Raw genomic sequence first — 25,474 nt, 5'->3', positions numbered from 1 at the left:
GCGCCGTGCCGCGCCGCCACCCTCGATGGGAGCTAGCCGCAGGTAATCGCGCCGTACGGCGCGGGGAACTCCGCGGTCACCGGCTGGCCGTTGACCGTCCCGGTGACCTTCACCGTCGCGGTGCCGGCCGCCACCGTCCTGGCGCGCGAGTTGAACGCCTGGTAGGCGGACTTCCCGGGAGCCACATTGGACACCGTGCGGGAGCCGTACGGCGTGGTCAGCTCGATGGTGAGCGGCACGTCGTCGGTGTTCTTCGCGTTGACCGTGACGTAGGCGTTGGTGCCGATGCACTGCGTGCGCGCCTGCACCTCGACCTCCCACGCCAGGCCGCCGTCGCCGACGGTCAGGGTCAGCGTGGTCTGCGTGGTGCCGGACGCGCTGACGTAGGGAGGCAGGATCAGGTCGCCGACGATGGTGTACCGGCCGGGAGTGTCGACGATGCTCTCGTCGAAGTCCCAGTCGACGCCGATGGCCTGGTTGTCCCGGGATCCGTCGTTGTAGGAGACCTCCACCTTGTCCGGCAGCCAGGGCAGCTCGCCCACGTCGACGGTCTGCTGGAACGACTCGGCACCCTGGATCGAGATGCCGCCCGGCGCGGTCTCCGGCCGCACGTAGATGCGGGCCTCGGCGATCAGGCCGTAGGCGTCGTTCGTGCCGTAGACCACGAACGGGTCGACGTTGGTCTCGGCCACCATCTCCGGCGTGATCTGCTGCCACTTGAACGCGATCTTCCCGCGGGCACCGCTGGCGTACACGCCGTCGAGCTCGCTCGGAAGCGTGGGCACCACGCCCACCGTCGTGCGCATGAGCACCGGCGAACGCACCGAGTCGACGGTCTCACCGTTGGCCCGCCACCTCAGCACGCCCGTGCCCGCGCCGCCGGTCTGCACGCCCCAGATGCGGATGCGCAGGTAGCTCGTCGAGATCGCTTCGAAGTTGAAGCGGTTGTAGGCGTTGGTGGCCAGGCCGTCGGCGTACGTCGAGCCGCCGGTGAGGGTCACCGGGGTCCACGTGGTGCCGTCAGTCGACGACTCGATCGCGTACGTCGTGGCCGTCGGCCGCCGCGTGCCGCCGTTGTCGTCGTACCAGTAGATGTCCGTAGAGGACAGTCGCACCGGCGCGTTCCACTTGTACTGGATCCACGCGGCCGTCTGCTCGCTGGTGCCGTTCTGCGTCTGGCCCCAGCTGCCCCAGCCGTTGCCGGCGCCCGGGTTGGAGCTCGCCGGCGTGGTGGCCTCGTTGACCCGCAACGGGTTCTCCCACGACGCGCTGCCGCTCGTGGTGATCGCCGCCGAGGAGCCGAACTCCGCCGTGACCTGGCGTGGGGCGAGCGTCACCGATACGGTCCGCTCGGTCCGCTTCTCACCGTCGTCGGCGAAGAACCGGAACACGTAGTCGCCGGCGACCGTGCCCGTCACGCGGGTGGCGAGCGCCTTCGCGTCGGCGAAGATGACCCCCGCACCGTCCGGCTTGGACACCGTCTCCCACCCGAGTGTGAGCTCGCTGTCGTAGGGCACGCCGTCGTCGGTGGCCGTGCCGACGAGCCGGGTGGACAGGTTGCCGTCCGCCGTGGCGTCGCGGGCGGCGGTGACGACCGGCGCCTGGTTGCTGACCGGTGGCACGTCGCGACCCGAGTTGTACACCTGGATCTCGGCGATCGCCGTGAAGAAGGTCGGGTTGTTGGTGAACGCGATCCGCACCTTGTTCGACGTGACGGTCTGGAAGAGCGCCTCGTTGAACTTCGCCGAGGTGACGGTCGGGTTCTTGAACTGCCCCGGTATCTCCTTCCAGCCGCCGTTCCCGTCGGGCACCTGGACCCACCAGCGCGCCGGCTCGCGGTAGCCGCCGGCCTGGCGGTCGCTGACGAAGGTCACCTTCACGTTGTCGAACGACTTCGCCGAACCCAGGTCGAGCTCGATGTAGCCGTTCTTGTCGGCGGTGCCGTAGTTGCCCCAGTAGGGCTCGTTGGCCGTGACGCCGTCGGTCACGGCAGCCAGCGACACGGGTCGCTCGGTCTCCTTTATCGCGCCCGGCGTGTAGTTCATCGTGCCGCTGCTCCAGCCCGGCGTGTGGAACTGCCGCCACGGCGTCGGCCGCGGGCCCTGCTGGGTGTACGACGACGCGAGAGTGGCGCCCTTGGCCAGGTTCGGCGCGTCCTCGGTGAGGTCGATGCCGGCCGTCTTCAGGTAGTCGACGACCCGGTCGTCCTGGATCGGGGTGTCCACGGCGCTCGGGAAGTCGCCGCCCGAAGCCGCCTTGAAGGTGACGGTCACGCCGTCCTCGACCTGCACCTGGTTGGTCTTCGGGTCGTAGGTGAGCTTGCCGAGCTTGTCGGTGCTGACCTTCTTCTCACCGTTGACGAACAGGCTGTAGCCGGAGCCCAGGCCGTACTTCGTGCCGTCCGGGTCCCAGACGATCGTGACGTCCTGCCCGTGGTAGCGCAGGTTGTTCGCCATGAAGTGGTCGTAGCCGAACTTGATCGGCCACAGCTCGATCTTGTCGTCGGACCGCGGCTGGAGGCCGGCCATGTCCTCGACGAAGATGTAGTTCATGTTGCCCAACATGATGTGGTTGGGGTTGTTGCGGTTGTAGGTCTTCGTGGTCGGGTTCCAGCCGGAGTAGTACTCGGCCTGGTTGGGGGCCCGCAGGTCCGCGTTCGGATAGATGCTCCACGCCATCCAGTCGAGCAGCCGCTTGGCGTAGGCCGGGTTGACGTACTTCTGCTCCGGGTCGTAGTGGCGCAGCGCCGAGCGAACACCCCGGTACTGCACGGTGAAGTTGATGTTCGAGAAGTTGTTCGAGCCGCCGATCCCGTACGCGGCCCGGTCGTACTGGTTCGCGGTGTAGAAGGGGAAGATCGGGAAGTTGTCGCCGTAGGTCAGGAACCGGAAGCCGTCGACGTACTTCTGCCACTGGTCGAAGGGGATCAGGTTCTGGGCGTAGACGTCGTAGAGGTTCGACTCCTTCGCCGGGATGAGCGTGCGGGCCGACTCGGGCAGCGGGTTGGGCTTGCCGTTGGAGCTGGGCGCGCTCGTCGCCCCGTGTGACGTGCCGGCGAGGAACATCCGCGTGTCCGGGCTCCACAGCCGGTTGAGCACCGCGTCGCGGACGCCGTTGGCACCGGCCGCCATCTCGTCGATCTTGGCCTGGTCGGCGCCGGAGATCTGGTACAGCTGCCGGGCGGCGTCGAACGCGCCCCACACGTACGCCGACTCGGGACGCTCGATCGTCGACGCGCCGGGCGCGCCGGCGTTGACCTTCGGGTAGCCGAAGGTGATGGCGTCGGCGTCGTTGCCCGGCATGAAGTTGCTGTTGTAGGCGATGAGCTTGTCGCCGTTGCCGTCGTAGTGCTCGAGCTGGCCGACACCGTCGCCCTCGAAGTAGTGCGCGAACTTGCCGGCGATCTCCTTGCCACCGCCGTGCACGTTGTACGCCTCGAGGCCGGCCGTGCCGAGGTACTGCGAGTAGTGGTTGTTCCAGCTCGTGTGGCCAGGGCTGTCCAGGAACGCCGAGGAGCCGGAGAGCTCGCCGATGTTGAGGATCTGGCCGTACGGCAGGTATGGCGTGCGCAGCCACTTGGTGTCCTGGAGGTGCATCGGCTGGGTCAGCGCGACGGAGTTCTGGTAGAGGTTCACCCCCTCGATCGTCGTGGGGTACTGGTAGACGTGGCCGGTCGCGTTGGCGTCGAGGCTGTTGTAGCGCTCGCCCCACCAGCGGTAGACGATGGCCTTCTCCAGCGCGGGATCGGGCACGTCGATGTACGGGACGTCCTGCGCCCACTGGCGGTTGAAGGCGGTGATGCCGGTGCGCACCGCCTCGGCCGGCGCCAGGCCGGCGTACTGCTTGTAGCTCTCGACGGTCTTCGGCAACGTGGCGGAGGAGACCGCGCCGACGACGGAGAGGGAGACGCTGCCACCGGCGGGCACGGTGACCTCGCGGTCGAGGTTGGCGCCCGAGCGGGTGAACCCGCCACCGGTGAGGCTCACCCGGACGGTGTCCCAGGGGGTGTCGATGGTGCCGTTGTTGGAGCCGCTGGTGATGACGCGGGTGCCGGTGACCTCGGCCGCGCCCTCACCGGGCTGGGTGGCCAGTGGCGAGGCGGCCCGGACCGTGAAGGTCGCCGGCGAGCCGCCGGGGTTGGTGAAGGTGATCGCGGAGACCGCGACGTTGTCGTAGGTGACGAACTTCGTCTGGTCGGCGGTCACCCCGGTGGTGCCGATCGTGTACCGGGTCTTGGCGTGGCTCGGCGCGTTGAACCGGTTCGCGTTCACCTCGGTGACCGTCTGCCCAGGAACGGTCACCGTATACAGGTTGCCGAGGTTGTTCGGTCCACCCACGTACGCGCTGCCGGCGAAGCCCATGACGGTGAAGTTGTTGTTGCTCACGCCGCGCATGTAGAGGGAGCGGCCGCGGGTCATCAGCACGGCCGACCCGAGCGTGCCGGGGACGCCGAGAACGCGGTCGAGGTAGTAGTCGGTGCCGCCGGCGGCGAGATCCTTCTCGAAGATCGACTGGTGCATGTTGCCGGCGGTGAACGGCACGCCGGGGTTGAGCTGGTTGGCGACGTCGCCGGTGTTGCCGTAGGTCGGGTCGCCGATTTCCATGACGTGGTGGAGACCGTCGGTGTAGACGCCGACGTCACCTTCGTTGCCGGGCAGGATCGGGCTGTCGGCGTAGGCCGGAGACGGCATGACGACGGCTCCTCCCACCATGAGCGTGGCTAGGGCGGCCCATACGGGCGCTCTTCGCACGCGTCTGCGGATCATTTGCACTTCCTCCTTGTTACGCGGGGCCGCTCACCGCCCGGTGTGAGCGCTAACACAGGAAACGTCTATTGGGGAAGCCACACGCGCATCGTCGACGGGCCACGGTTGGCCCACGCGTGGTACTCCACCAGCGGTACCTCGACCGGGTCCTCGTCCACGACGGGAGCCGGAGCGGTCAGGTAGGGCCAGTCGTGCTCGGCCGGGCGCACCCGCCGGAAGCGCACCGTGACCCGCCCGTCGACGAGGGCGGGCGGCCGGCTGGTGTCGACGCGCAGCTCGTCGACGGTGTCGAGGCCGGGGACGTCCACGGACTCCACGGCGAGCACGACCGGACCGCGCTCCACGGCCACGCAGCCCCGTACCGCGTCGATGCGGGTGTCCGGGTAGGTGAAGCGCGGCGCCAGCGGCAGCGACAGGCAGACCTCGTCGCCGCGCCGCCACGTCCGCTGTGCGGTGAAGTAGCCCGGCGCGACCGGCCGGGTCTCGCCGCCGACGGTCACGGTCGCGCCCTCGGCCGCCCATCCGGGCACCCGCAGCGACAGCGTCCAGGGGTGCTCGTCGTCGCTGTCTACGCGCACCCGGATCTCCCCGTCGTGCGGGTACTCCGTCGCGACGGTCACGCTCAGGACCCGCCCGTCCGGGCGGCGGTGCGCGACGGTCCCCGGCACGTACTGGTGCAGCTGGAGGCCCTCGTCGTCCGACGTCGCGACGTACGCGGTCAGGCTGGCCAGCGTGCGGGCCACGTTCGTCGGGCAGCAGGAGACCTCGAACCAGGGCGCCCGCAGCGAGGCCGCCGCGCGGATGCTGGGCCGGTCGGCGTCGGGCTCGGTGCCGAGCTCGCGGCGGTGCAGGGTGTTGGTGTAGAAGAAGCTCCGCCCATCGGCCGCCGGCGAGGTCGACACCACGTTGAAGAGGGTCCGCTCGATGAGGTCGGCGTAGCGGGAGTCGCCGTCGGCGAGCAGCAGCCGCCACGCGAGCATCACCGAGCCGATGCCGGCGCAGGTCTCGGAGTAGGCGCGGTCGGGCGGCAGCACCCAGTCTCCGCCGAACGCCTCGTCCTGGTGGCGCGAGCCCTGGCCGCCGGTGATGTACGTGCGCCGCGTCACCGTATTCGTCCACTGTGTACGCACCGCGTCCAGCAGGCTGGCGTCCTTCAGCTCGACCGCGACGTCGGCGGCACCGGCGGCCAGGTAGTTGGCGCGCACGGCGTGTCCACGAAGGACAGTCGCCTGCCGCACCGGAAGCTCGTCCTGGAAGTACTCCCGGCCGTACTCCACGTCGCTGAGCCGGCCGTGCCCCCGGCGGTCGACGAAGAGCGCGGCCTGGCCGAGGTAGCGCTCGTCCTCGGTGACCCGGGCGAACTCGACGAGCGCCGTCTCGATGCCCGCGTGGCCGCAGACGCCGTCGATGCCGTCCGGCCCGAACGTCTCGCACACGTTGTCGGCTGCCCGGCGGGCGACCTCCAGCAGGCCGTCGTCGGCACCCGGCCGGGTGCGGGCGCGGGCCACGGCGGCCTGGAGGAGGTGGCCGACGCAGTAGAGCTCGTGTCCCCATTCGAGGTCGGACCACCGCGGCTGCTGCCCCGGCCGGCCGAACTTCGTGTTGAGGTAGCCGTCGCGCTCCTGCGCCGCGGCCACCCGCCACACCACGGCGCGAAACCTCGACTCCAGCCCCGCGTCACCGGTCCGGCCGATCTCCCACGCCATCGCCTCGAGAAACTTGTACACCTCGGAGTCGGAGAACTCGCGCCCGCGGCGCTCGCCCGCGATGTCTCCCCCAGCGGCCAGGTCGAAGTTTCGGATCCAGCCCTCACGCTCGAGCCAGTGCTCGATGTGCGCGAGGCTCGCCCCGGCGTTGACCGACTGGCGCTCGGCCCAGAAGCCGCCCGTGATACGGACGTCTCCGAGCCCGAGTGGCCGGAACCGGCCCCGGATGGGCAGGACAGGCGCGGCCGTAGGTGCGGTGCCTTTCATGCTCAGCCTTTCAGCGCGCCGGACATGAAGCCGCGCACGTAGTGTCGTTGAAGCAGGAGGAACAGGACCATGCACGGTAGGGCGAGCACGACGACTCCCGCTTCGGTCGCCCCGTAGTCGACGACACCCTGCACCTGGCCGCGCAGGTTGGACACGGCCAGCGGGAGCGTCATTTTCTCGGTGTCGTTGATGAGGATCAGCGGCGCGAAGAAGTCGTTCCACGCGGTGAGGAACGCGAACAACCCGACCGTGACGAGGCCCGGCTTGACCGCCGGCAGCAGCACCCGCCACAGCGCGCCGAACGAGGAGCACCCGTCGACCGTCGCGGCCTCGTCGAGCTCGCGGGGCACCGCCTCGAACGAGATCCGCATCAGGAAGGTCGAGAACGGCAGCTGGAACATCGTCAGCACGAGTGCGACGCCGACCAGCGAGTTTTCCAGCCCCACCTCGTTGAGCAGCACGTAGAGCGGGATCAGCAGCGTCGCGTACGGGACCATGAGGATCGCGAGCGTCAGCAGGAACAAGACGTTCTTGCCCGGAAAGCGGAACCGCGCGAACGCGTAGCCGCCGAAAAACGAGATGGTCAGCGTGAGGGCGACCGTCAGCAGCGAGACGAACGCCGAGTTGAAGAGGTAGCGCCAGATGCCGGCCTGGTACTCGGCGAGCGTCCGGTAGTTGCCGAAGCCCCAGCCGTCCACCTGGTTGGTGCCCGCCTGCGGGGAGAACGAGGCGACCGCGGTCCAGACGAGCGGGGCCAGGAAGATCAGCGCCAGCGCGCCGGTGAACACCCAGTAGGGCGTGCGCAGCGCGATACCGCCGATGCTGACGCGGCGCACGTCGCGCCGGCGGTACGGGGGCGCGCTCGACGGCGGCGCTCCCCCGGCGGCGGCGGTCGAGGTGGAACGGGAATCGACAGCCATCGGTCAGCTCTCCTCGGACCGGAAGGCGCGCAGCTGAAGCGCGTTGATGACGACCAGCGCGACCAGCACGATGACCGAGATGGCCGCGGCGACCCCGAGGTCGTTCTGCCCCTGGAACGCCACGCTGTAGATCAGCTGGACGATGGTGATGGTGCTGTTGTCCGGGCCGCCCTTGGTGAGGATGTAGAACTGCTCGAAGGCGAGCAGGGAGCCGGTCACGCAGAGCACGGTCGTCAGGGCGAGCGTCGGGCGCAGCAGCGGCAGCGTGACCCGCCAGAAGGTCTGCCAGCGGGTGGCGCCGTCGGAGCGGGCCGCTTCGAAGACGTCCGCCGGGATGCCCTGGAGGCCGACGAGCATCAGCACCATGTAGAAGCCGGCGTAGCGCCACACGATCAGGAACGTCGTGGAGAAGAGCGCGGCGTTGGGTGAGCCGAGGAACGTGAAGCCCCAGCTGTCCATCAGGGGCTTGAGCGGGCTCGCGAACGGCGAGTAGAACACGTAGAAGAGCAGCGACGCCGACGCCAGCCCGAGCGCGCTCGGGATCAGAAACGAGGCGCGGAGCAGGTTGTTCCACCGGCTGGACTCCTGCACCAGCAGGGCCAACCCCAACCCCAGGACCAGCAGGAGAACCGTCGCGAGCACCGTGTACTTGATGGTGAAGACCACGGAGTCGGTGAAGAAGCGGTGGTTGACCGCCTTCTCGAAGTTGTCAGGGGCGTTGATGCCCTGGTCGCCGGTCAGCAGCGGCCACCTCGACAGCGACATCTTGACGACCAGCAGCAGCGGGATGGCGAACAGCGCCAGCACGAAGACCGCCGTCGGTGTCGCGTAGAGCCAGCCGAGCAGGGCCTGGCGGCCGCGCAGTCGCCCGGAGCTGCGCACGCTCATGGGGCCTCTCTCCGTTCATTCGGCGCGTGGGCGTGTGCCGGATACCGGTCGGCACACGCCCACGTCGGATATCTACTGCCCGAGTACGGAGGTGATCTCGCCGTTGTCCTTCTGTAGATCACCCTTGCCGTTGAGCACCTGGTTGCGTACCAGGGTCAGCCACGGGCTGTTCGGCGCGTTGAAGGCCTGCTGGAAGTTCATCGCGACCGGGGTGTCGCCCTTGCCCGCCACCTCGTTGATGGTGACCAGACGCGGGTCCGCCGCCGCGTACTTGTTGTTGGCCAGGTCGGCGCGGGACACCACGTCCTTGTTCTTCGCCAGCACCTCGACCTGGGCGTCCTCGGACATCATCCAGCTCAGGAAGTTCCAGGCCTGTGCCGCCTTCTTCGAGTCCTTCGAGACGCCGATGCCGTCACCGCCGACGAAGGTCGAGGCACCGCCGGAGGGGCCGGGGATGCCGGCGACACCGGCCTCGAACGGGGTCGAGGAGAGCAGCGTGGCCGGGTAGAACATGAGGCCCACCTTGCCCTCGGTGAACCCGGCGGTCCACGTCGGACCGGTCTCGCCCGCCGAGGAGGGCAGCACCGCGCCGGACTTCCACAGGTCGGCCCAGGTGCTGTAGACCTGCTTGGCGGTGTCGCTGCCGAGCTCGGACGACTTGCCGTCCGCGCTGAGCACCTCGCCGCCGCTGGCCCAGATCGAGGGGAACCAGGTGAAGACGAGGCAGCCGCCGCAGTTGAGGCCGGTCGCCGTGCCGTAGACGCCGGGCTTCTTCAGCGCCTGGATCTTCTTGGCGGCGTCGGCGTACTCCTGGAGCGTGGCGGGCGCCTTCTCCGGGTCGAGGCCGGCGTCCTTGAACAGCTGCTTGTTCCAGAACAGCATCGACAGGTCGAGCACGAACGGCAGCACGTACTGCTTGCCGTCGAGCGTGCCGGCCGAGAGGTGGCCCTTGTTGATCTGGTCCTTGAACTGAAGGCCGTTGATGTTGGAGCTCATGTCCTGGAACAGGCCCTGGTTGACCCAGTTCGGCACGTAGACGATGTCCGCGGCGAACAGGTCCGGGAGGCCGCCCGAGCCGGCCGCCGCGCCCACCTTCGCGACGTAGTCGTCGTTGGGTACGACAGTCAGCTTGACCTTGTTCTGGTGGCTGGCGTTGTAGGCCTCGACGAGAAGGTTGGCCTGCTTCTCCAGCGGTGCACGGGTCCAAAGGGTGAGCTCGCTGCCGTCGTCGACGCCGTTGGGCCCGGCGCTGACGGTGCCGCCGGCCGGTTCGTCGTCGCCGCCGCAGGCCGCCATGCCGAGGGTCAGCGTCGCCGCAAGGACGCCGGCCAGTGAACGCATGGCGGTACGTCTGCCCACGATTCCTCTCATTGACTGTCCTCCTAGGGGTTTTATTCGGATTTCGGGTTCGTTTACAGCCGCTGCGCGAGGCGGTAATAGGCGTTGTTCCAGCGGAGGTGGTTGGCGAACGACTGGTGGTCGGTCGCCGTGTCGATCATGGCTAGCTCGACGCCCGCCATCTCGGCGAAGTCGACGAGCGCCCCACGACCGACCGCGGTGCTGAGCACCGTGTGGTGCGGCCCGCCGGCCAGCAGCCAGCACTCGGCCGACGTGGCGAGGTCGGGGCGGGGCTTCCAGACCGCGCGGGCGACGGGCAGCCGCGGCAGCGGCTTGTCCGGCTCGACGAGGTCGATCTCGTTGGCGGTGAGGCGGAGGCGGCCGCCCAGGTCGGCCAGGCCCACCACGAAACCCGGTCCGGTCGCGGCGGTGAAGACGAGGCGCACCGGGTCTTCGCGGTCGCCGATCGACAGCGGGTGGATCTGGAGGCTCGGCCGGCCCTCGGCGATGCTCGGGCAGACCTCGAGCATGTGCGCGCCGAGGATCTTCGGCTCGCCCGGCCCGAAGTGGTAGGTGTAGTCCTCCATGAACGACGTGCCGCCCGGCCGGTCGCCGGCCACCACCTTCAGGATGCGCAGCAGTGCCGCGGTCTTCCAGTCGCCCTCGCCGCCGAAGCCGTAGCCGTCGGCCATCAGGTTTTGCACGGCCAGGCCGGGCAGCTGCTTGAGCCCGCCAAGGTCCTCGAAGTTGGTGGTGAAGGCACCGAAGCCGCCGTCTTCCAGAAACTGGCGGAGGCCGATCTCGATCCGGGCGCCGTAGCGGAGGGACTCGTGCCGCTCGCCGCCGCGGCGCAGCTCCGGCGCGACGTCGTAGCGCTCCTCGTACTCCGCGACGAGCTTGTTCACGTTAACGTCGTCTACTTCGTCGACGCTCGCGACCAGTGAGTTCACCCCGTAGGCGTTGACCGAGACGCCCAGCGCCGCCTGCGCGCCGACCTTGTCGCCCTCGGTCACGGCGACGTCGCGCATGTTGTCGCCGAAGCGGGCCAGCCGCAGCGATCGGGCCGCCCGCCAGCCGGTCGCCGCGCGGGCCCAGTCGTCGATCCGCTCCCGCACGGCCGGGTCGGCGGCGAAGCCCACGACGGTCTTGCGGGCCACGCCCAGGCGCGACTGCACGTAGCCGAACTCGCGGTCGCCGTGCGCGGCCTGGTTGAGGTTCATGAAGTCCATGTCGAGCTCGGCCCAGGGCAGCGACCGGTTGGCCTGCGTGTGCAGGTGCAGCAGCGGCTTGCCGAGGGCGGAGAGGCCGGCGATCCACGCCTTCGCCGGCGAGAACGTGTGCATCCACGCGATCACGCCGACCACCGAGTCGTCCGCGGTGGCGTCGAGCAGGGTCCGGCGGATCGCGTCGGCGGTGGTGAGCACCGGCTTCCACACCACACGCGGACCCGCCCGGAGACCGGCGGCGACCGCCTGGCACACGTCACGGGACTGCTCCGCGACCTGTTCGAGCACCCTTTCGCCGTAGAGCGACTGGCTTCCCGTCAGGAACCAGATCTCCGCCGGCTCTTCCGTCATGCCCACGAGCGCCCACCTCCCCTCCGGTTCCGAAAACCTTTTCGGGGATTCTGGCCGCCCATTACAGCCGTGTCAACAGTTGATTTCGGTAACGACCCGCGAGTCATCGACCCGCGTGCGCGGCGCGTCCGGCGTCGAAAAGTTTTCGGCAGGCAGGGTCAGCTTGCGGGCGCCGTGGAGTCGCGCATGACGACCCGCCCCGGAAACTGCTCCGACGTGGGCGGAGCGCCGCCGTCGATGGCCGCGAAGAGGCGCCGGCTGGCGGCCGCGCCGAGGCGTTCCAGGTTCATGTCGATGCTGGTCAGCCGCGGCCGGGAGTGCGCGGCGATTGCCTCCCAGTTGTCGAAGCCGATGACCGAGATGGCGCCCGGCACGTCGCGTCCCAGGTCGCGCAGCGTCTCCAGGACGCCGCGGGCGATCTGGTCGCTGCCGCAGAAGACCGCGTCGACCTCGGGGTGCTGCTCGACCACGATGTGCGCCGCGGCCCGCCCCCACGTCTCGTCCCAGGATCCGTAGTACGGCCGGCCGCCGAGCATGGCCAGGCCCGCGTCGGCGAGCGCTGCCTCCGCACCCTCGGCGCGGTCGCGGGCCGCCTGGAAGCTCGCCTCGCCGGTGATGTGCGCGATGTTGCGCCGGCCGCAGGCCAGGAGGTGCTCGATGGCGAGCCGCCCGCCGCCGACGTTGTCGACCGTGAGCGAGATGTCGCCGGGGTCCGCCGAGGGAGCGTAAACATAGACGACAGGCACTGGGATCGGTCCGGCCAGCGGCGGCCGCGCGTCGGTACGCGAACCCACCACGATCAGGCCGTCGACGCGCCGGGAGAGCAGCGCGCGCACGTGGTACACCTCGCGGATCGCGTCGCCGCGCGCGTCGCACAGGAAGACCGACACCTGCCCCGCCCCGGACGCGTCTTCCGCGCCCATGAGGATGGGGATGGAGAAGCGGCCCTCCAGGTCGCTGGTCAGCAGGCCGACGGTGCCGGTGCGACCCCTGAGCAGCCCGCGGGCGAGCGCGTTCGGCGCGAAGGAGAGCATCTCGGCGGCCTTGAGCACGCGCTCGCGAGTGGCCGCCTTGACCTCGTCGCGGCCGTTGATGGCCTTGGACGCCGTGGCCACCGACACCCCGGCGAGCTTGGCGACATCGGTCAGCGTGGGCGCCCGGTTGGCCGGGACCTCCTGCTCAGTGCTCATGCGGCGCTCCCTCTCGGCGACCGGCGCGTGCCACGCCCGCGAAGCGCCTGGATCGACCACTCCTTACGACAGTACAGACCCTGAAACCCTTTTCGGCAACGTTTCAGTACAGTCACGGCCCTCTCGACCCCCATGCTGGCACTGAAGGCTACACCAACGGGTCAGGCCCGAGAGAGGGCGAGACCGCTCACCCGAAAACGACTCCGAAAACGATCTACGCTGGCGCCGGCATCGCGCCCGCGCACCCACCTCCACGTCGACCTGTGTCGATCCGTCGGATTGTGCGGGTCACCGGGACGCGTCGTAAGGACCGGCCTCCCGCGCGACGCGCTCCAGCCGGTCGCGGTAGCCCTCCCACCAGCCCGCGTCGCGCCCCGGCAGGTTGTCGGCGCCGGGCCGCCAGCCGGCCGCGCCGTCGACGAGCTCACGCACGATGTCGGCGTGGCCCGCGTGCCGGTGGGTCTCGGCGACCATGTGCAGCAGGATCCTGTGCAGGGTCACCTCGTCGTGCCCCGGCGACCACCACGGCACCCGGCCGGGCGCGTCCAGCGGCAGCGCGTCGATCGTCGCGTCGGAGTGCGCCCACACCCGCCGGTACAGGCCGACGATCTCCTCGCGGGTCTCCTCCGCGGTCGCCCACATGTCGGCGTTCGGCTCGGCGCCCTCGTCCAGCCAGGGCAGCCGCTCCCCGAATGGCCGGCCGAACGTCTCGCCGAGGTACCCGGATTCGACGCTGGCCACGTGCTTGACGAGCCCGAGCAGGTTCGTGCCGGTCGGCACCAGTGGCCGGCGGGCGTCGTACTCCGAGAGCCCGTCCAGCTTCCACAGCAACGCGTCACGGCCGCGCTGGAGGTAGTGCCGAAGGTCGGCCTTGGGATCCGTTCCAGTCATGTAGCCGAGGATCCCAGAGAGCCATGGGGCTACCGCGGCGTGCCGGTCGCCGGCACGTCGTAGCGAACGCCGGTCAGCTCCTCGGACAGCTGCCACAGGCGGCGCGCGGTCTCCGGGTCCTCGGCCGCCGGATCCGGCTGGACCACGGTGGGATACCCGCGCAGCTCTCGCCAGCCGCCCGGCCCGAAGAACTGTCCACTCTCGACGTCGGGCGCGGTCGCCGCGTACAGCGGGGGCAGCGCGCCCATCTCGATGTCCTGCGCGATGAGCCTGTTGCCGAGGCCGGCGAGCTGCGCTCCCGACCCGCCGGCGAGCCGCCCGCGGTGGCACTGCGGCACGCCCTGTCGCCGTTCGTCCAGACCAGCGTCGACCATCCGGCCAAGACCCTGCACGTGAGCCGGCTGATCCTCGACACGCCCGCGCTGCACACCACGCTGCGCCGCTGGACCGACAGCGACGGCCGGGAAAGCCTGGCCGACCTCGTCGACCAGGCATTCAGCTACCTCGCGCCAGCACTCGACCTCACGGCCACGGGTGGCGGCCGGCGGCTTGACGCAACCAAATGATTGCTATACGTTAGGTGGCAACCGAAACGTTGCTACAAGGAGATGGACATGGCATTCCCCGACCGGATCGAGCGCACGCTCCAGCTGGCCCACCCACCGGAGCGGGTGTGGGCGGCGCTGACCACCGCCGAGGGCCTGGGCACCTGGTTTGGCAACAGCGCCGAGGTCGACCTGCGCGTCGGCGGCCAGGCCACCCTCACCTGGGACAGCGGCGACACCGCCACGCTCAACATCGAGCGCCTTGAGCCGCCGCGCGTCTTCGGTTACACGTGGTCGATCTACGGCCTTCCCGAAGGCGACCCGCGACGCACCTATGTGGAGTTCACGCTCGAGCCCTCGAGCGGCGGCACCACCCTGACGATGGTCGAGAGCGGGTTCGCGCAGCTGCCGGACACCGAGCACAAGGCGGCCTTCTCGGGCAACACGTCGGGCTGGACCAGCGAGCTGGGCGAGCTCGTCACGTACCTCGATGGAAAAGCCTGACCTGGAGGCGGTGGCCCAGGAGGTCTTCGCCGCACTGGCCGACCCGAGCCGGCGGGGCATCCTCGCCGCGCTCGCGGCCCGCGGCCCGGCCACCGCCACCGACCTGGCCGGCCAGCTGCCGATCACCCGGCAGGCCATCGCCAAGCACCTCGCCCTGCTCGCCGAGGCGGGGTTGGTGGTGGCCGAGCCGGGCGAGCGGCGCCGGGTGCGCTACCGGCTCGACTCCGCGCCGATGAAGGTGGCGCAGCAGTTCCTCGCCGCGCTCGCCCGCGACTGGGACGGCCCGCTCGCCGCCCTCCAAGAGCGGTTGAGGTAGCTACTCGACGTAGAGGTTGACCGCGGCGCTGACCGGTATCGCCACCATCACGAGGAGAAACGCGAGCAGCGCCGCGGCACCCTTCTGCTGCCGCTCGTGGATGGTCTTCAGCGTGCAGTCTCCGGTGAGGACGAACCAGTCGATGACGTAGCGCGCGACGTACAGGCCGACGTAGGAGATGCCGAGCGCCACGCCGAAGCCGCGCAGGCTGTCCGACCACGTGGTGAAGTCGCCGGCCATCGCGCCGTACAGGATCAGGCCCACCGAGCCGAGCACCGCGGCGCTCTCCAGACCTTCGGTGACGCCGCCGGCCCCGACCGCGGTGCGCAGGTGGCCTCGCGTCACCGCGCTGTGCAGGTAGAAGGCGACGACGAGGGCGGCGATCCCGGCCACCGTGAAGACGAGCGTGGCGAGCAGTCCGGTGCGCAAGGTCGGTGCCTCGCCGACGAACGTGGCGCGCACGACCATCCCGAGTCCGATGTAGAACCCCAGCCGGACCAGCCCGACCGAGAGCGGCACCTTGTCGAGCGTGGCCAGCCGGGTGCGGGTGCGGGTGCGCAGGATCATCCAGTCGGTCAGCGGCAGGCCGACTGCGGCGAGCACCGTGGCCCAGGCGAGGGCGCCGGCCACCCAGCCCAGCGACGACCAATCCGAGGTGTCCTGGCCGACGAGGCTGGACACCCCGACCACCTGGACGAACACGAACCCCACCCGCTGGGCCAGATAGGCCCAGTTGTTGGCCAGCCACAGCTCGGCGTGGTCGTCGAACGCCGTCAGCCTGTTGAGCAGCCACCAGCCGGCACCGACGCCCACCACGACGATGAGCACCTGGAGTACCGCTATCAGTGGCGCCGGATCATCCATGTCGTCAGCGCTCCTCAGCCGATGTAGTCGATGGTGTGCGGTACGAAGTGACTCAGGTTGTCGGTGACCGGGCCGGCGCTCTCCCGGATGCCGAGCCCGGCCGGCTCGCCGTCGATCATCCAGACACCCAGCACGGGATGCCAGCGCGCGCCCTGCTCGTCGGGGAAGGTGGGCAGCGGCGCGTACGCCTGGCAGACGTACGGACCGCCGTACGGGCCCTGGTTGCTGAGCACCGTCTCGCCGTCGACGACGATGCTCACGTTGGCGCCCTCGCGGCCGAGCAGCGGTTTGCGCACGTACGAGGTGAGCCAGGCCGGCCGCTCGTCCTCGAAGTACGCCGGGAGCAGCAGGTCGCGGCGCGCCGGGTCGTCACCGAACAGCTGCCAGAGCACGGGCAGCAGGCCCTTGTTGCTCCACATCATCTTGTACGGCGGCTCGATCCACACCGTGCTGTCGCGCAACGGGTCGCCCATGTCGCGGAAGCAGCGCCGCGCGAAGCGGTCGTCGTTCATCCACTCCCACGGGTACAGCTTGAAAATGACGTGGATGCGCTCGAGGTCGGCGTCGTAGAAATGGTCGTCGGTGGCCGGGTCGCCGGCGCCGATCTCGCTCATCCACAGAAACTTCACCCGGTACCCCAGCGGCTCCAGCGCCTGGCGCGCGGTCTCCATCAGGTACTCGGTGTTGAACAGGTCTTCGCCGGTGTCGTCGGCCCCGTCGCAGGCGAAGTGGATGGTCAGCGGGGTGGGCAGGTGTGGCCGGGCCTGGCGCAGGCGACCGATGTTGCGCTGCCAGGCGTCGACGAGCCGCTCGTGCACCGCGTTCCACTGGTCCTTGCCCTGCGCGGTCTCCTGGTGCCAGTACCACTGGATCACCGCGGACTCGGGTAGCGCGGTCGGTGTGTCCGCGTTGAACTCCAGCAGCTGCGGCCTTCCGCCGTCGTACCGCACGTCGAAGCGGCCGTACACGCTGGGCGAGAAGTCGCCGCGCGAGCGCCCGCCCGGGCCGGTGTCGTCGTCGTACCAGGTGCGGGCCACCTGCTCCCACGTGAACTCGGGGATGCCGAGCCGGCCGAGCAGCCCGTTTTCCAGGATGTGGTCGCCCGCGGCCACGCACATCTCGAAGAGCGCCTCGGCGTCGGTGTGCAGGGACTCGACCTCGGCGGCGGTGAAGTCGTAGAACGGACCTTCCCGCCAATACAGCACGGGCTCGCCGTCGGGTCCGGGCGTCTCGTTGTACACGAGTCCCTGGGCGGCGATGAGCTCGCGCCAGCCCGGCCGGACAGCGCCGGCGGCGATGCGGCGCACCTCAGCCCCCTCCGCTGCCGCGGCCGGAGTCGCTGCCGAAGCCGCCCGCCACCACGGTGCCATTGGCAATCTTGCCGGTGGGTGGCAGGCCGTACCGCTCGCGGGCGGCCGCGTCGCCGAACGGGATCTTCGTGCCGCCGGTGAGCTTGTGGCCGGGCCGGAGGCCGCGCCCGTACGCCGCGGTCCACAGGAAGTAGCGCCCGTTCGGCTCGTCACACCGGTCTTCCTCGACGATCACGCCCTGGTCGTCGCCGCAGTAGACCTGCCGCTCGGGCGCGCTCTGCGTGCTCTGGCACGCCGCCGTCAGCCCGGCCGTCGTGGCCAGGGCCGCCAATGTGAGGTAGCTCCGCCCCAGCGGTACGGCATTGGATCGCCTCATGAGCCGCTCCCTTGGATACGCCGCTATGGACGGTAGTTGACCATTGCAACGGCATTCCACCCCGCCGGGCAGGCCAACGATAGCGATCTATCGAAACCCCGTCTATGATCAGCCTGCCCGCGCTGAGGCAAGCGCTTTCCTCGCTGATTGGGGTCCGATGACGAAGCTCTTTGCCGCGGTCGCCGCGGCGGCTCTGTTGTGGGCGGCGCCCGCGCAGGCCCACCCTGGGCAGATCGCGCCGGGCACATCCGCGCGGCCGATCCTCTCCCCCGCCGAGGCCGCGCCCTACACGCCGGGCAACTACCTGGGCTGGTCCGGGCCGTACACGGCGCCGGTCCGCGACCCCTGGCTCCCCGGCCCGATCCTCGCCACCGGCCGTCCGGACTTCGTCGTCGGCGCGCCGGCCGGCAGCCACCCCACCGTGCAGGCGGCGGTCAACGCGGCGTTCGCCGCCGGCGGGACCGGCCGCCGGTACATCAAGGTGCTGCCCGGCACGTACACCGGGACGGTCTTCATCCCCGCCGGCACGCCACCGCTGACGCTCTACGGCGCCGGACGGCGCCCCGACGACGTGCGGTTGGAGTTCACAGTGGACGCGACGGTCACCCCGGCCCAATGGGCGGCCCGGGTGAACCCGTCCGGGCAGTACCGCGAGGGCGACCCGGCGTGGGACATGTACCAGTCGTGCGCGACAAGGACCAGCGCGACGGCCGGGCTGTGCGCCACCGTGGTCTGGTCGCAGAGCACCGACCTGCGACTGCGCGGGCTGACCATCACCAACACCCTGCTGGACACCGTGGACAGTGGCACGCACCAGGCGCTCGCGCTGCGCACGGACGCCGACCGCACGCAGATCGAGCAGGTCCGGCTGGTCAGCCGCCAGGACACGTTCTACGCGAACGCGAACGACCCGGACCGCATCGCCCGCGTGCTGGTCCGCGACAGCTACATCGAAGGCGACACCGACTTCGTCTTCGGGCGGGCCAGCGCGCTCTTCGAGCGCACAAGGTTTCACCTCGTGTCGACCCGCAAGCCGTCCGGCGGCGTCATCTTCGCGCCGAGCACCGCACCGGCCTATCCGTACGGCTTCCTGGTCCGGCACTGCCTGATCACCGCCGACGAGGGCTACGCGGCCGCACCCACCGGGCACCTGGGGCGGGCGTGGGACCAGGGCGCGGGCGCCACGGGATACGTGCCCGGCGTCAGTCCCAACGGGCAGCTCGTCATCCGCGACAGCTACCTCGGCGCGGGCTTCGATGCGGTGGCACCGTGGGCCCCGGCGGCCACCACGGCGCGCCCCTTCGCCGCTCGCACCGACGCCGGGCGCGACCTCGACGATCCCGCGTACAACCGGCTCTTCGAGTACCGCAACACCGGCGGTCGGTGAGGCGTGGACGTACGGTGTGGCGTCAGTCGAGGCCGGCCTCCTTGCGGAGCAGGGCGGGCAGCTCGTCCGGTGCGACTGTCCCGCCGGTCAGGTCGTGCCCGGTGAACCACTTCCCCACGTTGAGCGCGTCCCGCTCCAGGAAGTGGGCGCCGCGCGGGTTGGCCACCACGTCGACCACCTGCGGCAGGTCGATCATGACGACCCGTCCACGGTGGACCAGCAGGTTGTACGCGGACAGGTCGCCGTGCGCCAACCCGAAGCGGGCCAGCGTCACGAGCATCTCCACGACCTGGTCCCAGAGCGGAACGAGCTCGGCACCCCGCGTGCGGGTCTCGGCGAGCCGCGGCGCCGCCGTGCCGTCGTCGTCGCCGATGAACTCCAGCAGCACCTCGGTGCCGAGGATCTGCACCGGATACGGCACCGGCGCACCCGCCTCGTAGAGCCGGCACAGCGCGCCGAACTCGGCGTCCGCCCACTGCCCGGCGACCATCTGCCGCCCGAACGCGGTGCGGTTGGCCATGGCCCGGTTGGTGCGGGACTCCTTGACCCGCCGGCCCTCCAGGTATCCGGCGTCGCGGTGGAAGAGCCGGTGCTCGGCGCCGCGGTAGCGTTTCGCCGCGAGCAGGCAGGACTCGCCGGTGTCCGGCACACCCCGCCGCAGCAGGAAGACGTCGGCCTCTTTGCCGGTCTTCAGCACACCCAGCTCGGTGTCGACCGCGGCGAGCGCGGTGACGAGCCAGTCAGGATGCGGTCGCGGCCCGCGCTGCCCGGCCGTGGATTGGTCCCATGTGGACCAGCGGTCACCCTCCGGCAGCCCGTCGACGGCATCGAGGGCGTCTTCGCTGGGCAGCTGGGCGCGGCCGGGGTGGCGCTTGTCGTAGCTTGGTTCGTCGTCGTCAAAACGCCGTTTGCCACGGCGTCGCGAAGTGAAGTCGCGCAAGGGAGGAGCTCCTCGGGAAGAAAGCGGTCAAGGCAGGCGTCATCGCGCCCGCGACGGGCTTCAACACAGGACTCGCCTCCCTCCGCTCACCGGCTCAAAGACCGGCTCCCGATCGACCCGCACAGCCTGCCGCCGAGGCAGGCCCCACGCAACCCATTTCCGCGCCGCCGGTCTCGTCGCGGCTACTCCAGCCCTCGGTCTCGCTGGGATCGCGCGACATCGGCCCATCGGTACCCGCAACGCCGCGGCCACACATCCGGGGCCCGTTTTTAAAGCCCTGCTTGTCTAGTTAACACCCGAGCCTGTTATATTCCACGTTAAGTCGGAGGAGGGAGCGCCGATCGCCCATGGTTCACTCGTCAGCGACCAATGGCGATCCGCTGTGGGCCGGGGTCGACGTCGGCACGCAGAGCCTCCGGGTCGCCGTCGTGGACGCCGGCGGCTCGGTGGTCGGGCAGGCGGCGCGTGCCCTCGCCAGCCAGCGGGCGCCCGGCCGCATCCACGAGCAGGACCCGGCGACCTGGTGGCGGGCGCTCGGCGAGGCCAGCCGCGCCGCCCTCGGCGGCATCGCGCCCGAGCGGGTGCGCGGCATCGCGCTGTGCAGCACCTCCGGCACCGTCCTGCTCACCGACCGCGAGGGTGCCGCGCTCGGCCCCGCGCTCATGTACGACGACGCCCGCGCGGCCGCCGAGGAGCAGCGCGCGGCCGAGGCCGGTGGCGCGCTGTGGGTGTCGCTCGGCTACCCGATGCAGCGCTCCTGGGCCCTGCCGAAGGCACTGTGGCTGCTCGGCCGGGCGGACGCGGACACCCGGCGGGCGGCACAGCGCGGCGGAGTGCGACTCGCCCACTCCGCGGACTACCTCGCCGGCCGGCTCGTGGGCGCTCCGGTCGCGACCGACTTCAGCCACGCGCTCAAGACGGGGTACGACCTGGCCGCGCACCGCTGGCCGACCGAGGTGCTCGACGAGCTCGGCATGCCCCTCGCCATGCTGCCCGACGTGGTGCGGCCGGGCACCCGCCTCGGCACGGTCGGCGCGGAGGCCGCGACGCACACCGGGCTGCGGGCCGGCACACCGGTGCTCGCCGGCATGACCGACGGCTGCGCCGCCCAGATCGCGGCCGGCGCCCTCGCCCCCGGCGAGTGGAACTCCGTGCTCGGCACCACGCTCGTCCTCAAGGGCGTCACCGCCGGGCGGCTCGCCGACCCCGGTGGTGCCGTCTACTCGCACCGGCACCCGGACGGCGGATGGCTGCCCGGCGGAGCGTCCAATGTGGGCGCCGGCTCGATACCGCCGGAGTTCCGCGCCGACCTGGCGGGCTTCGACGCCGCGGCCGCCGACCGCGAGCCGGCCGGCGCGGTGGCCTACCCGCTCGCGTCGCGGGGCGAGCGGTTCCCGTTCGTACGGCCGGACGCCGAGGGGTTCCTGCTCGGCACCCCACGCTCGGACACCGACCGGTACGCGGCGGTCCTCCAAGGCGTCGCGTACGTCGAGCGGCTCTGCTACGCGTACCTGGAGACGCTGGGCGCCCGCGTCGACGGCCGCACGATGGTGACCGGCGGGGGCAGCCGCAGCGACTACTGGACCCAGCTGCGCGCCGACGTGCTCGGCCGGCCGCTGCACCTGCCGGCACAGGCCGAGCCGGCGTTCGGCATGGCGGTGCTCGCGGCGGCCGGAAACGGCTCGCTGTCGGTCACCGCCCGGCGGATGGTCCGCCTGGTCGGCGCCGTCGAGCCGCGGCCGGGGGCGGCGGAGCGGTTCGCCGAGCCGTTCGGGCTGTTCGTCGACGAGCTGCTCCGGCGCGGATACATCGACGCGGCCCTGGCCAAGCACGCGCGGGGAGGCCTGGCGTGACTCTCATCCACCTCGCCCGGCACGGGCAGACGCCGTGGCACCGGCCCAACCGGTACACCGGCAGCTCCGACATCGACCTCGACGAGGTCGGCGTCGGCCAGGCGGAGGCCCTGGCGCGGTGGGCCGAGGGGGCCGGCCTGACGGCGCTGGCCTGCTCCGACCTGCGCCGGGCGGTCCGCACCGCGGAGCCGGCGGCGGCGCGTACCGGGCTGACCCCGCTCGTCGACAAGCGCCTCCGCGAGCTGGACTTCGGGCGGGCCGAGGGGCGCACCCTCGCCGAGATGCGGGCCGAGGACCCGGCCGCGGTCGAGCGGTTCGTCGCCGACCCGGACACGCACCACATGCCCGGCGGCGAGGCGCCCAAAGACGCGGTGGCCCGCGCGACGGCCGCCCTGGCCGACCTGGCGGCGACGCACCCCGACGGCACCCTGCTGGTGGTCGCGCACAGCACGCTCATCCGGCTCGTGGTGTGCGCGGCGCTGGGCGTGCCGCTCCGGGAGTACCGCCGCAAGCTCCCCCGCCTGGCCCCCGCCTCCCGCACGGAGCTGGAAGTGCGGGGCGGCGCGGTCGCGTTGCTGGCCTACAACGTGCCTCTGGACGCAGGATGTGCGGCATGACCGCCACCCCCTCCGCCGAGCGCAGCCGGCCCGCGCAGCGCCAGGCCGAGATAGCCGAGTACGTCGTCAGCCGCGGCTCCGTCTCCGCCACAGACCTGGCCGAGGCGTTCGGCGTGAGTCTCATGACGATCCACCGCGACCTCGACGAGCTGGAACGCCAGGGCGTCGTGCGCAAGTACCGCGGCGGCGTCAGTGCCCAGCCGTCGAGCGTCTTCGAGAGCAACGTGTCCTACCGGATGCAGGCCGCGCTGGCCGAAAAGCAGGCGCTCGCCCGGCACGCCCGCACGCTCATCGAGCCCGGCATGGCCGTGATGCTCGACGACTCCACGTCCACATTGGAGCTGGCCCGCCTGCTGGAGGGCATCACCCCGCTGACCGTGGTGACGAACTTCCTCGAGACGGTCAAGCTGCTCGCCGGCCGGCCGGGCCTGCGGCTGCTGGCGCTCGGCGGTGAGTACCACGGCACCCACGACTCGTTCCTCGGCGTGCCCTGCATCGAGGCGATCGAGGCGCTGCGCGTCGACCTGCTCTTCGCGTCGACGTCCGCGATCGGCGGCGGCTACGCCTACCACCAGGAGCAGGAGATCGTGCTGGTGAAGCGGGCGATGATGCGGGCCGCCCAGCGCTCGGTGCTGATGGTCGACCACACCAAGCTCGGCCGGGTGGCGCTGCACCGGCTGGCCCCACTGCGCGACTTCGAGCTGGTGCTGACTGACGGGTCAGCCAGCCGCGAGTCGCTGGCGGAGATGCGCGAACACGGCGTGCGGTACGAGGTGATTACATGATCATTGGGCTCGACCTGGGCACCACGCTCATCAAGGCGGTCGCGTTCGCCGACGACGGCACGCCGCTGGCCCGCGCGGCCGAGCGCACGCGGCTCGACCGACCCGGCCCCGGCCGGTACGAGCAGGACGTGCGCGAGGTCTTCGCCGCGGCGGAGTCGGTGCTCAGCCAGCTGGCCGGCCACGGCCCAGTCGACGCGATCGGCATCACCGGGCAGGGCGACGGGGTGTGGCTGGCCGGCGCCGACGGCGAGCCGGTCCGCCCGGCCGTCTCCTGGCTCGACGCCCGTGCCGGCGAGATCCTGTCCCGGTGGCAGGCCGACGGGACGCTCGAGGCGCTGTTCCGGCGCACCGGGTCGCTGCTCTTCCTCGGGGCCGCCGCGCCGATCCTCGCCGCCCTCGCCGCGGAGGAGCCCGCGACGCTGGAGGCGGCCGCGACCGCCGGCTACTGCAAAGACCTGGTGCTGGAGCGGCTGACCGGCCTGCGCGCCACCGACCCGTCCGACGCCTCGGTGCCGTTTCTCGACCCGCACACCGGCGACTACGCCGACGACCTGCTCAAGCTCTGCGGCCTCGACCGCTATCGCCGGCTGCTTGCACCCGTGCTGCGCCGGCCGCGGGCACCGCTCTCCGCCGCGGCCGCCGCCCGCACCGGCCTGCCCGCCGGCATCCCGGTCGTCGCCGCGCCGTACGACCTGCCCGCCTGCGCCTGGGGCGGCGGGGTCACGGAGGTCGGCGACGGGCTGCTCATCCTCGGCACCACGCTCGCCTGCCAGGTGCTGACCGACACCGTCGACACGTCCGGCGAGCCGTGCGGCTTGACCCTGGCCACCTGGGCCGAGGGCCGCTGGCTGCGCGCGATGCCCGCGATGGTCGGCGCCGCCGCGCTCGACTGGGTCCTCGACATCGTCGGCGCCACCGTGGCCGAGCTTCCCGACCTGCTGGCCGCCAGTCCGCCCGGCGCCAACGGCGTGACCGTGCTGCCGTTCTTCGCCGAGGCCGGCGAACGGGCGCCGTTCGTCGAGCCCCGCGCCCGCGCCCGCATCGACGGCCTGCACGTCGGCACCGGCCGCGCCGACATCGTGCGGGCCGCCGCCGAGGCCATCGCGTACGCCGCGCGGCACTGCTTCGCCGCCGCCGGCCTCACCGGCGACCTCGTCGTCTGCGGCGGCGGCGCGGCCAGCCTCCCGTGGCTGCGGATCTTCGCCGACGTGCTCGACCGCCCGCTGCGCGCACTCGCCGGCGACGAGGTGGGCGCGCGCGGCGCCGCGCTGGCCGCCGGCGCGACGGGCTGGCCCGCCCCGGCCGGCACGCTCGTCGAGCCGGGCCCGGCCGCGGCGATCTACGCCGACGGTTACGCCCGCTACCTGCGGGCGGTCGGCCACGCACGAGACTGGTGGAGGGCACAGCCGTGAAGATCCTGGTCGCCGGAGACCACTTCGTGACGCCGGCGCTCGTGGCATCCTCGCTGCCGTCCGGTGTGGACGTCAGTTCGCTGCTTCTGCCGTGGCCCTACGAGCCCTTCGGCCCGATCGCCGACGTCGACGAGGCCAGCGGCGACGAATCCGAGCTGATCGCGGCGCTGGACGGCGTCGAGGTCGCGATCACGCAAATGGCGCCGTTCACGTCACGCGTCATCGAGGCCGCCGACGCGCTGCGCCTCATCGTCTGCACGAGAGGCGGCCCCGTCAACGTCAACCTCGCGGCCGCCACCAAACGCGGCATCGCCGTCTGCGCCACACCCGGCCGCAACGCGCCCGCCGCGGCCGAACACACCATCGCGCTCATCCTCGCCGCCCTGCGCCACATCCCCGACGTACACGGCACCGTCCGCGCCGGCGAATGGCGCAGCGACCTCTACGCGCTGAACGCCGCCGGCCGCGAGCTCTCCGGCACCACGGCCGGCCTCGTCGGCTACGGCGCGATCGGCGCCCGTGTGGCCCGCATCCTGCGTGCCTTCGACGCTTCCGTGCTCGTCTACGACCCGTACGCCGAGCCGAGCGAGGGCTTCGTATCCACTCTGGACGAACTGCTCGGCCGCTCGTCGATCGTGAGCCTGCACGCCCGCCTGACCGCCGAGACCCGGCACATGATGGACGCGGCCGCCCTGTCCCGCATGCCGCGCGGTGGCCTGCTCGTCAACACCGCCCGTGGCGGCCTTGTCGACTATGACGCGGTCGTGGACGCGCTGGAGTCCGGACACCTCGGCGCCGCCGCCTTCGACGTCTACGACCCGGAGCCGATCCCCGCCGGCGCGCGGCTCCTCACCGCGCCCAACGTGGTGCTCACGCCCCACCTGGCCGGCGCCACGGTCCAGACCGCCGAACGCGCCGCCCGCCTCGCCGCCGAGGTCGTCACCGCCTACGCCGCCGGCACTCCCCTACCCGGCCAAGTAAACCCCTAGAGACATTTGGGGTCAGGGTCAGGCACTCCCCGG

Annotated in this window: 22 protein-coding genes; 9 read left to right on the top strand and 13 right to left on the bottom strand. The window is 71.2% G+C overall.

Annotated elements, in window-relative coordinates; all coding sequences use genetic code 11:
* Positions 1-32: 32 nt before the first annotated feature.
* The 9 genes from ACTMTJ_RS22345 to ACTMTJ_RS22305 all read right to left on the bottom strand — a co-directional run bounded on the left by ACTMTJ_RS22345 (position 33) and on the right by ACTMTJ_RS22305 (position 13,881).
* On the bottom strand, positions 33-4,691 hold the full coding sequence (locus ACTMTJ_RS22345; protein ID WP_441219574.1) for a galactose-binding domain-containing protein: 4,659 nt from the start codon (positions 4,689-4,691) through the stop codon (positions 33-35).
* A 140-nt stretch (positions 4,692-4,831) separates the two neighbouring features.
* Positions 4,832-6,739 (bottom strand): glycoside hydrolase family 127 protein, encoded by a 1,908-nt coding sequence (locus tag ACTMTJ_RS22340; RefSeq protein WP_441219572.1) that lies wholly within the window; start codon positions 6,737-6,739, stop codon positions 4,832-4,834.
* Between the two features lie 2 nt (positions 6,740-6,741).
* Positions 6,742-7,659, bottom strand: coding sequence for a carbohydrate ABC transporter permease (locus ACTMTJ_RS22335; protein ID WP_441219570.1), 918 nt, complete (start codon positions 7,657-7,659; stop codon positions 6,742-6,744).
* Positions 7,660-7,662: 3 nt separating this feature from the next.
* Positions 7,663-8,547: a carbohydrate ABC transporter permease gene (locus ACTMTJ_RS22330; protein WP_441219568.1), complete on the bottom strand. Its 885-nt coding sequence runs from the start codon at positions 8,545-8,547 to the stop codon at positions 7,663-7,665.
* A 72-nt stretch (positions 8,548-8,619) separates the two neighbouring features.
* Complete coding sequence (locus ACTMTJ_RS22325) at positions 8,620-9,906, bottom strand: ABC transporter substrate-binding protein (protein WP_441219566.1); 1,287 nt, start codon at positions 9,904-9,906, stop codon at positions 8,620-8,622.
* A gap of 53 nt (positions 9,907-9,959) precedes the next feature.
* On the bottom strand, positions 9,960-11,462 hold the full coding sequence (gene araA, locus ACTMTJ_RS22320; RefSeq protein ID WP_441219733.1) for an L-arabinose isomerase: 1,503 nt from the start codon (positions 11,460-11,462) through the stop codon (positions 9,960-9,962).
* A 158-nt stretch (positions 11,463-11,620) separates the two neighbouring features.
* Complete coding sequence (locus tag ACTMTJ_RS22315; RefSeq protein WP_441219564.1) at positions 11,621-12,652, bottom strand: LacI family DNA-binding transcriptional regulator; 1,032 nt, start codon at positions 12,650-12,652, stop codon at positions 11,621-11,623.
* A 288-nt stretch (positions 12,653-12,940) separates the two neighbouring features.
* The gene (locus tag ACTMTJ_RS22310; protein WP_441219562.1) at positions 12,941-13,543 is read right to left on the bottom strand and encodes a DinB family protein; all 603 of its coding nucleotides are present in this window, start codon (positions 13,541-13,543) and stop codon (positions 12,941-12,943) included.
* A 29-nt stretch (positions 13,544-13,572) separates the two neighbouring features.
* Positions 13,573-13,881 (bottom strand): hypothetical protein, encoded by a 309-nt coding sequence (locus tag ACTMTJ_RS22305; protein WP_441219560.1) that lies wholly within the window; start codon positions 13,879-13,881, stop codon positions 13,573-13,575.
* Here ACTMTJ_RS22305 and ACTMTJ_RS22300 point away from each other — a divergent pair.
* From ACTMTJ_RS22300 to ACTMTJ_RS22290, 3 genes are read left to right on the top strand one after another with little or no spacing between them, the layout of a single operon-like run.
* Positions 13,867-14,109 (top strand): hypothetical protein, encoded by a 243-nt coding sequence (locus ACTMTJ_RS22300; RefSeq protein ID WP_441219558.1) that lies wholly within the window; start codon positions 13,867-13,869, stop codon positions 14,107-14,109. The genes ACTMTJ_RS22305 and ACTMTJ_RS22300 overlap by 15 nt on opposite strands.
* Positions 14,110-14,157: 48 nt before the next feature.
* The gene (locus ACTMTJ_RS22295; RefSeq protein WP_441219556.1) at positions 14,158-14,592 is read left to right on the top strand and encodes an SRPBCC family protein; all 435 of its coding nucleotides are present in this window, start codon (positions 14,158-14,160) and stop codon (positions 14,590-14,592) included.
* Positions 14,579-14,908 carry an ArsR/SmtB family transcription factor gene (locus tag ACTMTJ_RS22290; RefSeq protein ID WP_441219554.1) on the top strand — a complete coding sequence of 110 codons (330 nt, stop codon included), beginning with the start codon at positions 14,579-14,581 and terminating at the stop codon, positions 14,906-14,908. Before ACTMTJ_RS22295 ends, ACTMTJ_RS22290 begins: the two co-directional genes overlap by 14 nt.
* On the opposite strand, the gene ACTMTJ_RS22285 is transcribed toward ACTMTJ_RS22290, so the two are convergent.
* Genes ACTMTJ_RS22285 through ACTMTJ_RS22275 form a run of 3 tightly spaced genes read right to left on the bottom strand, consistent with a single transcriptional unit; the run spans position 14,909 to position 17,458 of the window.
* Entirely contained in the window at positions 14,909-15,772 is an 864-nt protein-coding gene (locus tag ACTMTJ_RS22285) for a DUF350 domain-containing protein (protein ID WP_441219552.1), read from the bottom strand. It lies immediately after the preceding gene.
* A 14-nt stretch (positions 15,773-15,786) separates the two neighbouring features.
* Positions 15,787-17,079 (bottom strand): glutathionylspermidine synthase family protein, encoded by a 1,293-nt coding sequence (locus ACTMTJ_RS22280; RefSeq protein WP_441219550.1) that lies wholly within the window; start codon positions 17,077-17,079, stop codon positions 15,787-15,789.
* Position 17,080: 1 nt separating this feature from the next.
* A complete protein-coding gene (locus ACTMTJ_RS22275) occupies positions 17,081-17,458 on the bottom strand; it encodes a hypothetical protein (RefSeq protein ID WP_441219548.1) in 378 nt (125 codons plus the stop codon).
* A 157-nt stretch (positions 17,459-17,615) separates the two neighbouring features.
* Between ACTMTJ_RS22275 and ACTMTJ_RS22270 the strand changes: the two genes are divergently transcribed.
* Entirely contained in the window at positions 17,616-18,845 is a 1,230-nt protein-coding gene (locus ACTMTJ_RS22270; protein WP_441219546.1) for a putative acyl-CoA thioester hydrolase, read from the top strand.
* Positions 18,846-18,867: 22 nt separating this feature from the next.
* Here the strand turns inward: ACTMTJ_RS22270 and ACTMTJ_RS22265 are convergent, their stop codons facing one another.
* Entirely contained in the window at positions 18,868-19,785 is a 918-nt protein-coding gene (locus ACTMTJ_RS22265; RefSeq protein ID WP_441219544.1) for a serine protein kinase RIO, read from the bottom strand.
* Between the two features lie 347 nt (positions 19,786-20,132).
* Between ACTMTJ_RS22265 and ACTMTJ_RS22260 the strand changes: the two genes are divergently transcribed.
* Genes ACTMTJ_RS22260 through ACTMTJ_RS22240 form a run of 5 tightly spaced genes read left to right on the top strand, consistent with a single transcriptional unit; the run spans position 20,133 to position 25,441 of the window.
* Positions 20,133-21,638 carry an FGGY-family carbohydrate kinase gene (locus ACTMTJ_RS22260; protein WP_441219542.1) on the top strand — a complete coding sequence of 502 codons (1,506 nt, stop codon included), beginning with the start codon at positions 20,133-20,135 and terminating at the stop codon, positions 21,636-21,638.
* Complete coding sequence (locus tag ACTMTJ_RS22255) at positions 21,635-22,255, top strand: histidine phosphatase family protein (RefSeq protein ID WP_441219540.1); 621 nt, start codon at positions 21,635-21,637, stop codon at positions 22,253-22,255. Before ACTMTJ_RS22260 ends, ACTMTJ_RS22255 begins: the two co-directional genes overlap by 4 nt.
* Positions 22,252-23,040, top strand: a complete 789-nt coding sequence (locus ACTMTJ_RS22250) for a DeoR/GlpR family DNA-binding transcription regulator (RefSeq protein WP_441219538.1) — start codon at positions 22,252-22,254, stop codon at positions 23,038-23,040. The genes ACTMTJ_RS22255 and ACTMTJ_RS22250 overlap by 4 nt, the downstream gene beginning before the upstream one ends.
* Positions 23,037-24,452, top strand: a complete 1,416-nt coding sequence (locus ACTMTJ_RS22245) for an FGGY family carbohydrate kinase (protein ID WP_441219536.1) — start codon at positions 23,037-23,039, stop codon at positions 24,450-24,452. The genes ACTMTJ_RS22250 and ACTMTJ_RS22245 overlap by 4 nt, the downstream gene beginning before the upstream one ends.
* The gene (locus tag ACTMTJ_RS22240; RefSeq protein ID WP_441219534.1) at positions 24,449-25,441 is read left to right on the top strand and encodes a 2-hydroxyacid dehydrogenase; all 993 of its coding nucleotides are present in this window, start codon (positions 24,449-24,451) and stop codon (positions 25,439-25,441) included. The genes ACTMTJ_RS22245 and ACTMTJ_RS22240 overlap by 4 nt, the downstream gene beginning before the upstream one ends.
* Positions 25,442-25,474 lie beyond the last annotated feature (33 nt).

Origin of the sequence: Phytohabitans sp. LJ34, from assembly GCF_052068095.1 — a bacterium.
Lineage (GTDB): Bacteria > Actinomycetota > Actinomycetes > Mycobacteriales > Micromonosporaceae > Phytohabitans.
The sequence above is the reverse complement of the archived record's forward strand: the minus strand, read 5'-3'. Positions and strand labels throughout refer to the sequence as shown.

Coding starts and splice junctions, on each gene's coding strand:
- ACTMTJ_RS22260 (WP_441219542.1), top strand. CDS start 20,133: ATGGTTCACTCGTCAGCGACCAATGGCGATCCGCTGTGGGCCGGGGTC.
- ACTMTJ_RS22275 (WP_441219548.1), bottom strand. CDS start 17,458: ATGAGGCGATCCAATGCCGTACCGCTGGGGCGGAGCTACCTCACATTG.
- ACTMTJ_RS22270 (WP_441219546.1), top strand. CDS start 17,616: ATGACGAAGCTCTTTGCCGCGGTCGCCGCGGCGGCTCTGTTGTGGGCG.
- ACTMTJ_RS22295 (WP_441219556.1), top strand. CDS start 14,158: ATGGCATTCCCCGACCGGATCGAGCGCACGCTCCAGCTGGCCCACCCA.
- ACTMTJ_RS22245 (WP_441219536.1), top strand. CDS start 23,037: ATGATCATTGGGCTCGACCTGGGCACCACGCTCATCAAGGCGGTCGCG.
- ACTMTJ_RS22345 (WP_441219574.1), bottom strand. CDS start 4,691: ATGCCGTCTCCGGCCTACGCCGACAGCCCGATCCTGCCCGGCAACGAA.
- ACTMTJ_RS22335 (WP_441219570.1), bottom strand. CDS start 7,659: ATGGCTGTCGATTCCCGTTCCACCTCGACCGCCGCCGCCGGGGGAGCG.
- ACTMTJ_RS22310 (WP_441219562.1), bottom strand. CDS start 13,543: ATGACTGGAACGGATCCCAAGGCCGACCTTCGGCACTACCTCCAGCGC.
- araA (WP_441219733.1), bottom strand. CDS start 11,462: ATGACGGAAGAGCCGGCGGAGATCTGGTTCCTGACGGGAAGCCAGTCG.
- ACTMTJ_RS22330 (WP_441219568.1), bottom strand. CDS start 8,547: ATGAGCGTGCGCAGCTCCGGGCGACTGCGCGGCCGCCAGGCCCTGCTC.
- ACTMTJ_RS22250 (WP_441219538.1), top strand. CDS start 22,252: ATGACCGCCACCCCCTCCGCCGAGCGCAGCCGGCCCGCGCAGCGCCAG.
- ACTMTJ_RS22285 (WP_441219552.1), bottom strand. CDS start 15,772: ATGGATGATCCGGCGCCACTGATAGCGGTACTCCAGGTGCTCATCGTC.
- ACTMTJ_RS22315 (WP_441219564.1), bottom strand. CDS start 12,652: ATGAGCACTGAGCAGGAGGTCCCGGCCAACCGGGCGCCCACGCTGACC.
- ACTMTJ_RS22340 (WP_441219572.1), bottom strand. CDS start 6,739: ATGAAAGGCACCGCACCTACGGCCGCGCCTGTCCTGCCCATCCGGGGC.
- ACTMTJ_RS22290 (WP_441219554.1), top strand. CDS start 14,579: ATGGAAAAGCCTGACCTGGAGGCGGTGGCCCAGGAGGTCTTCGCCGCA.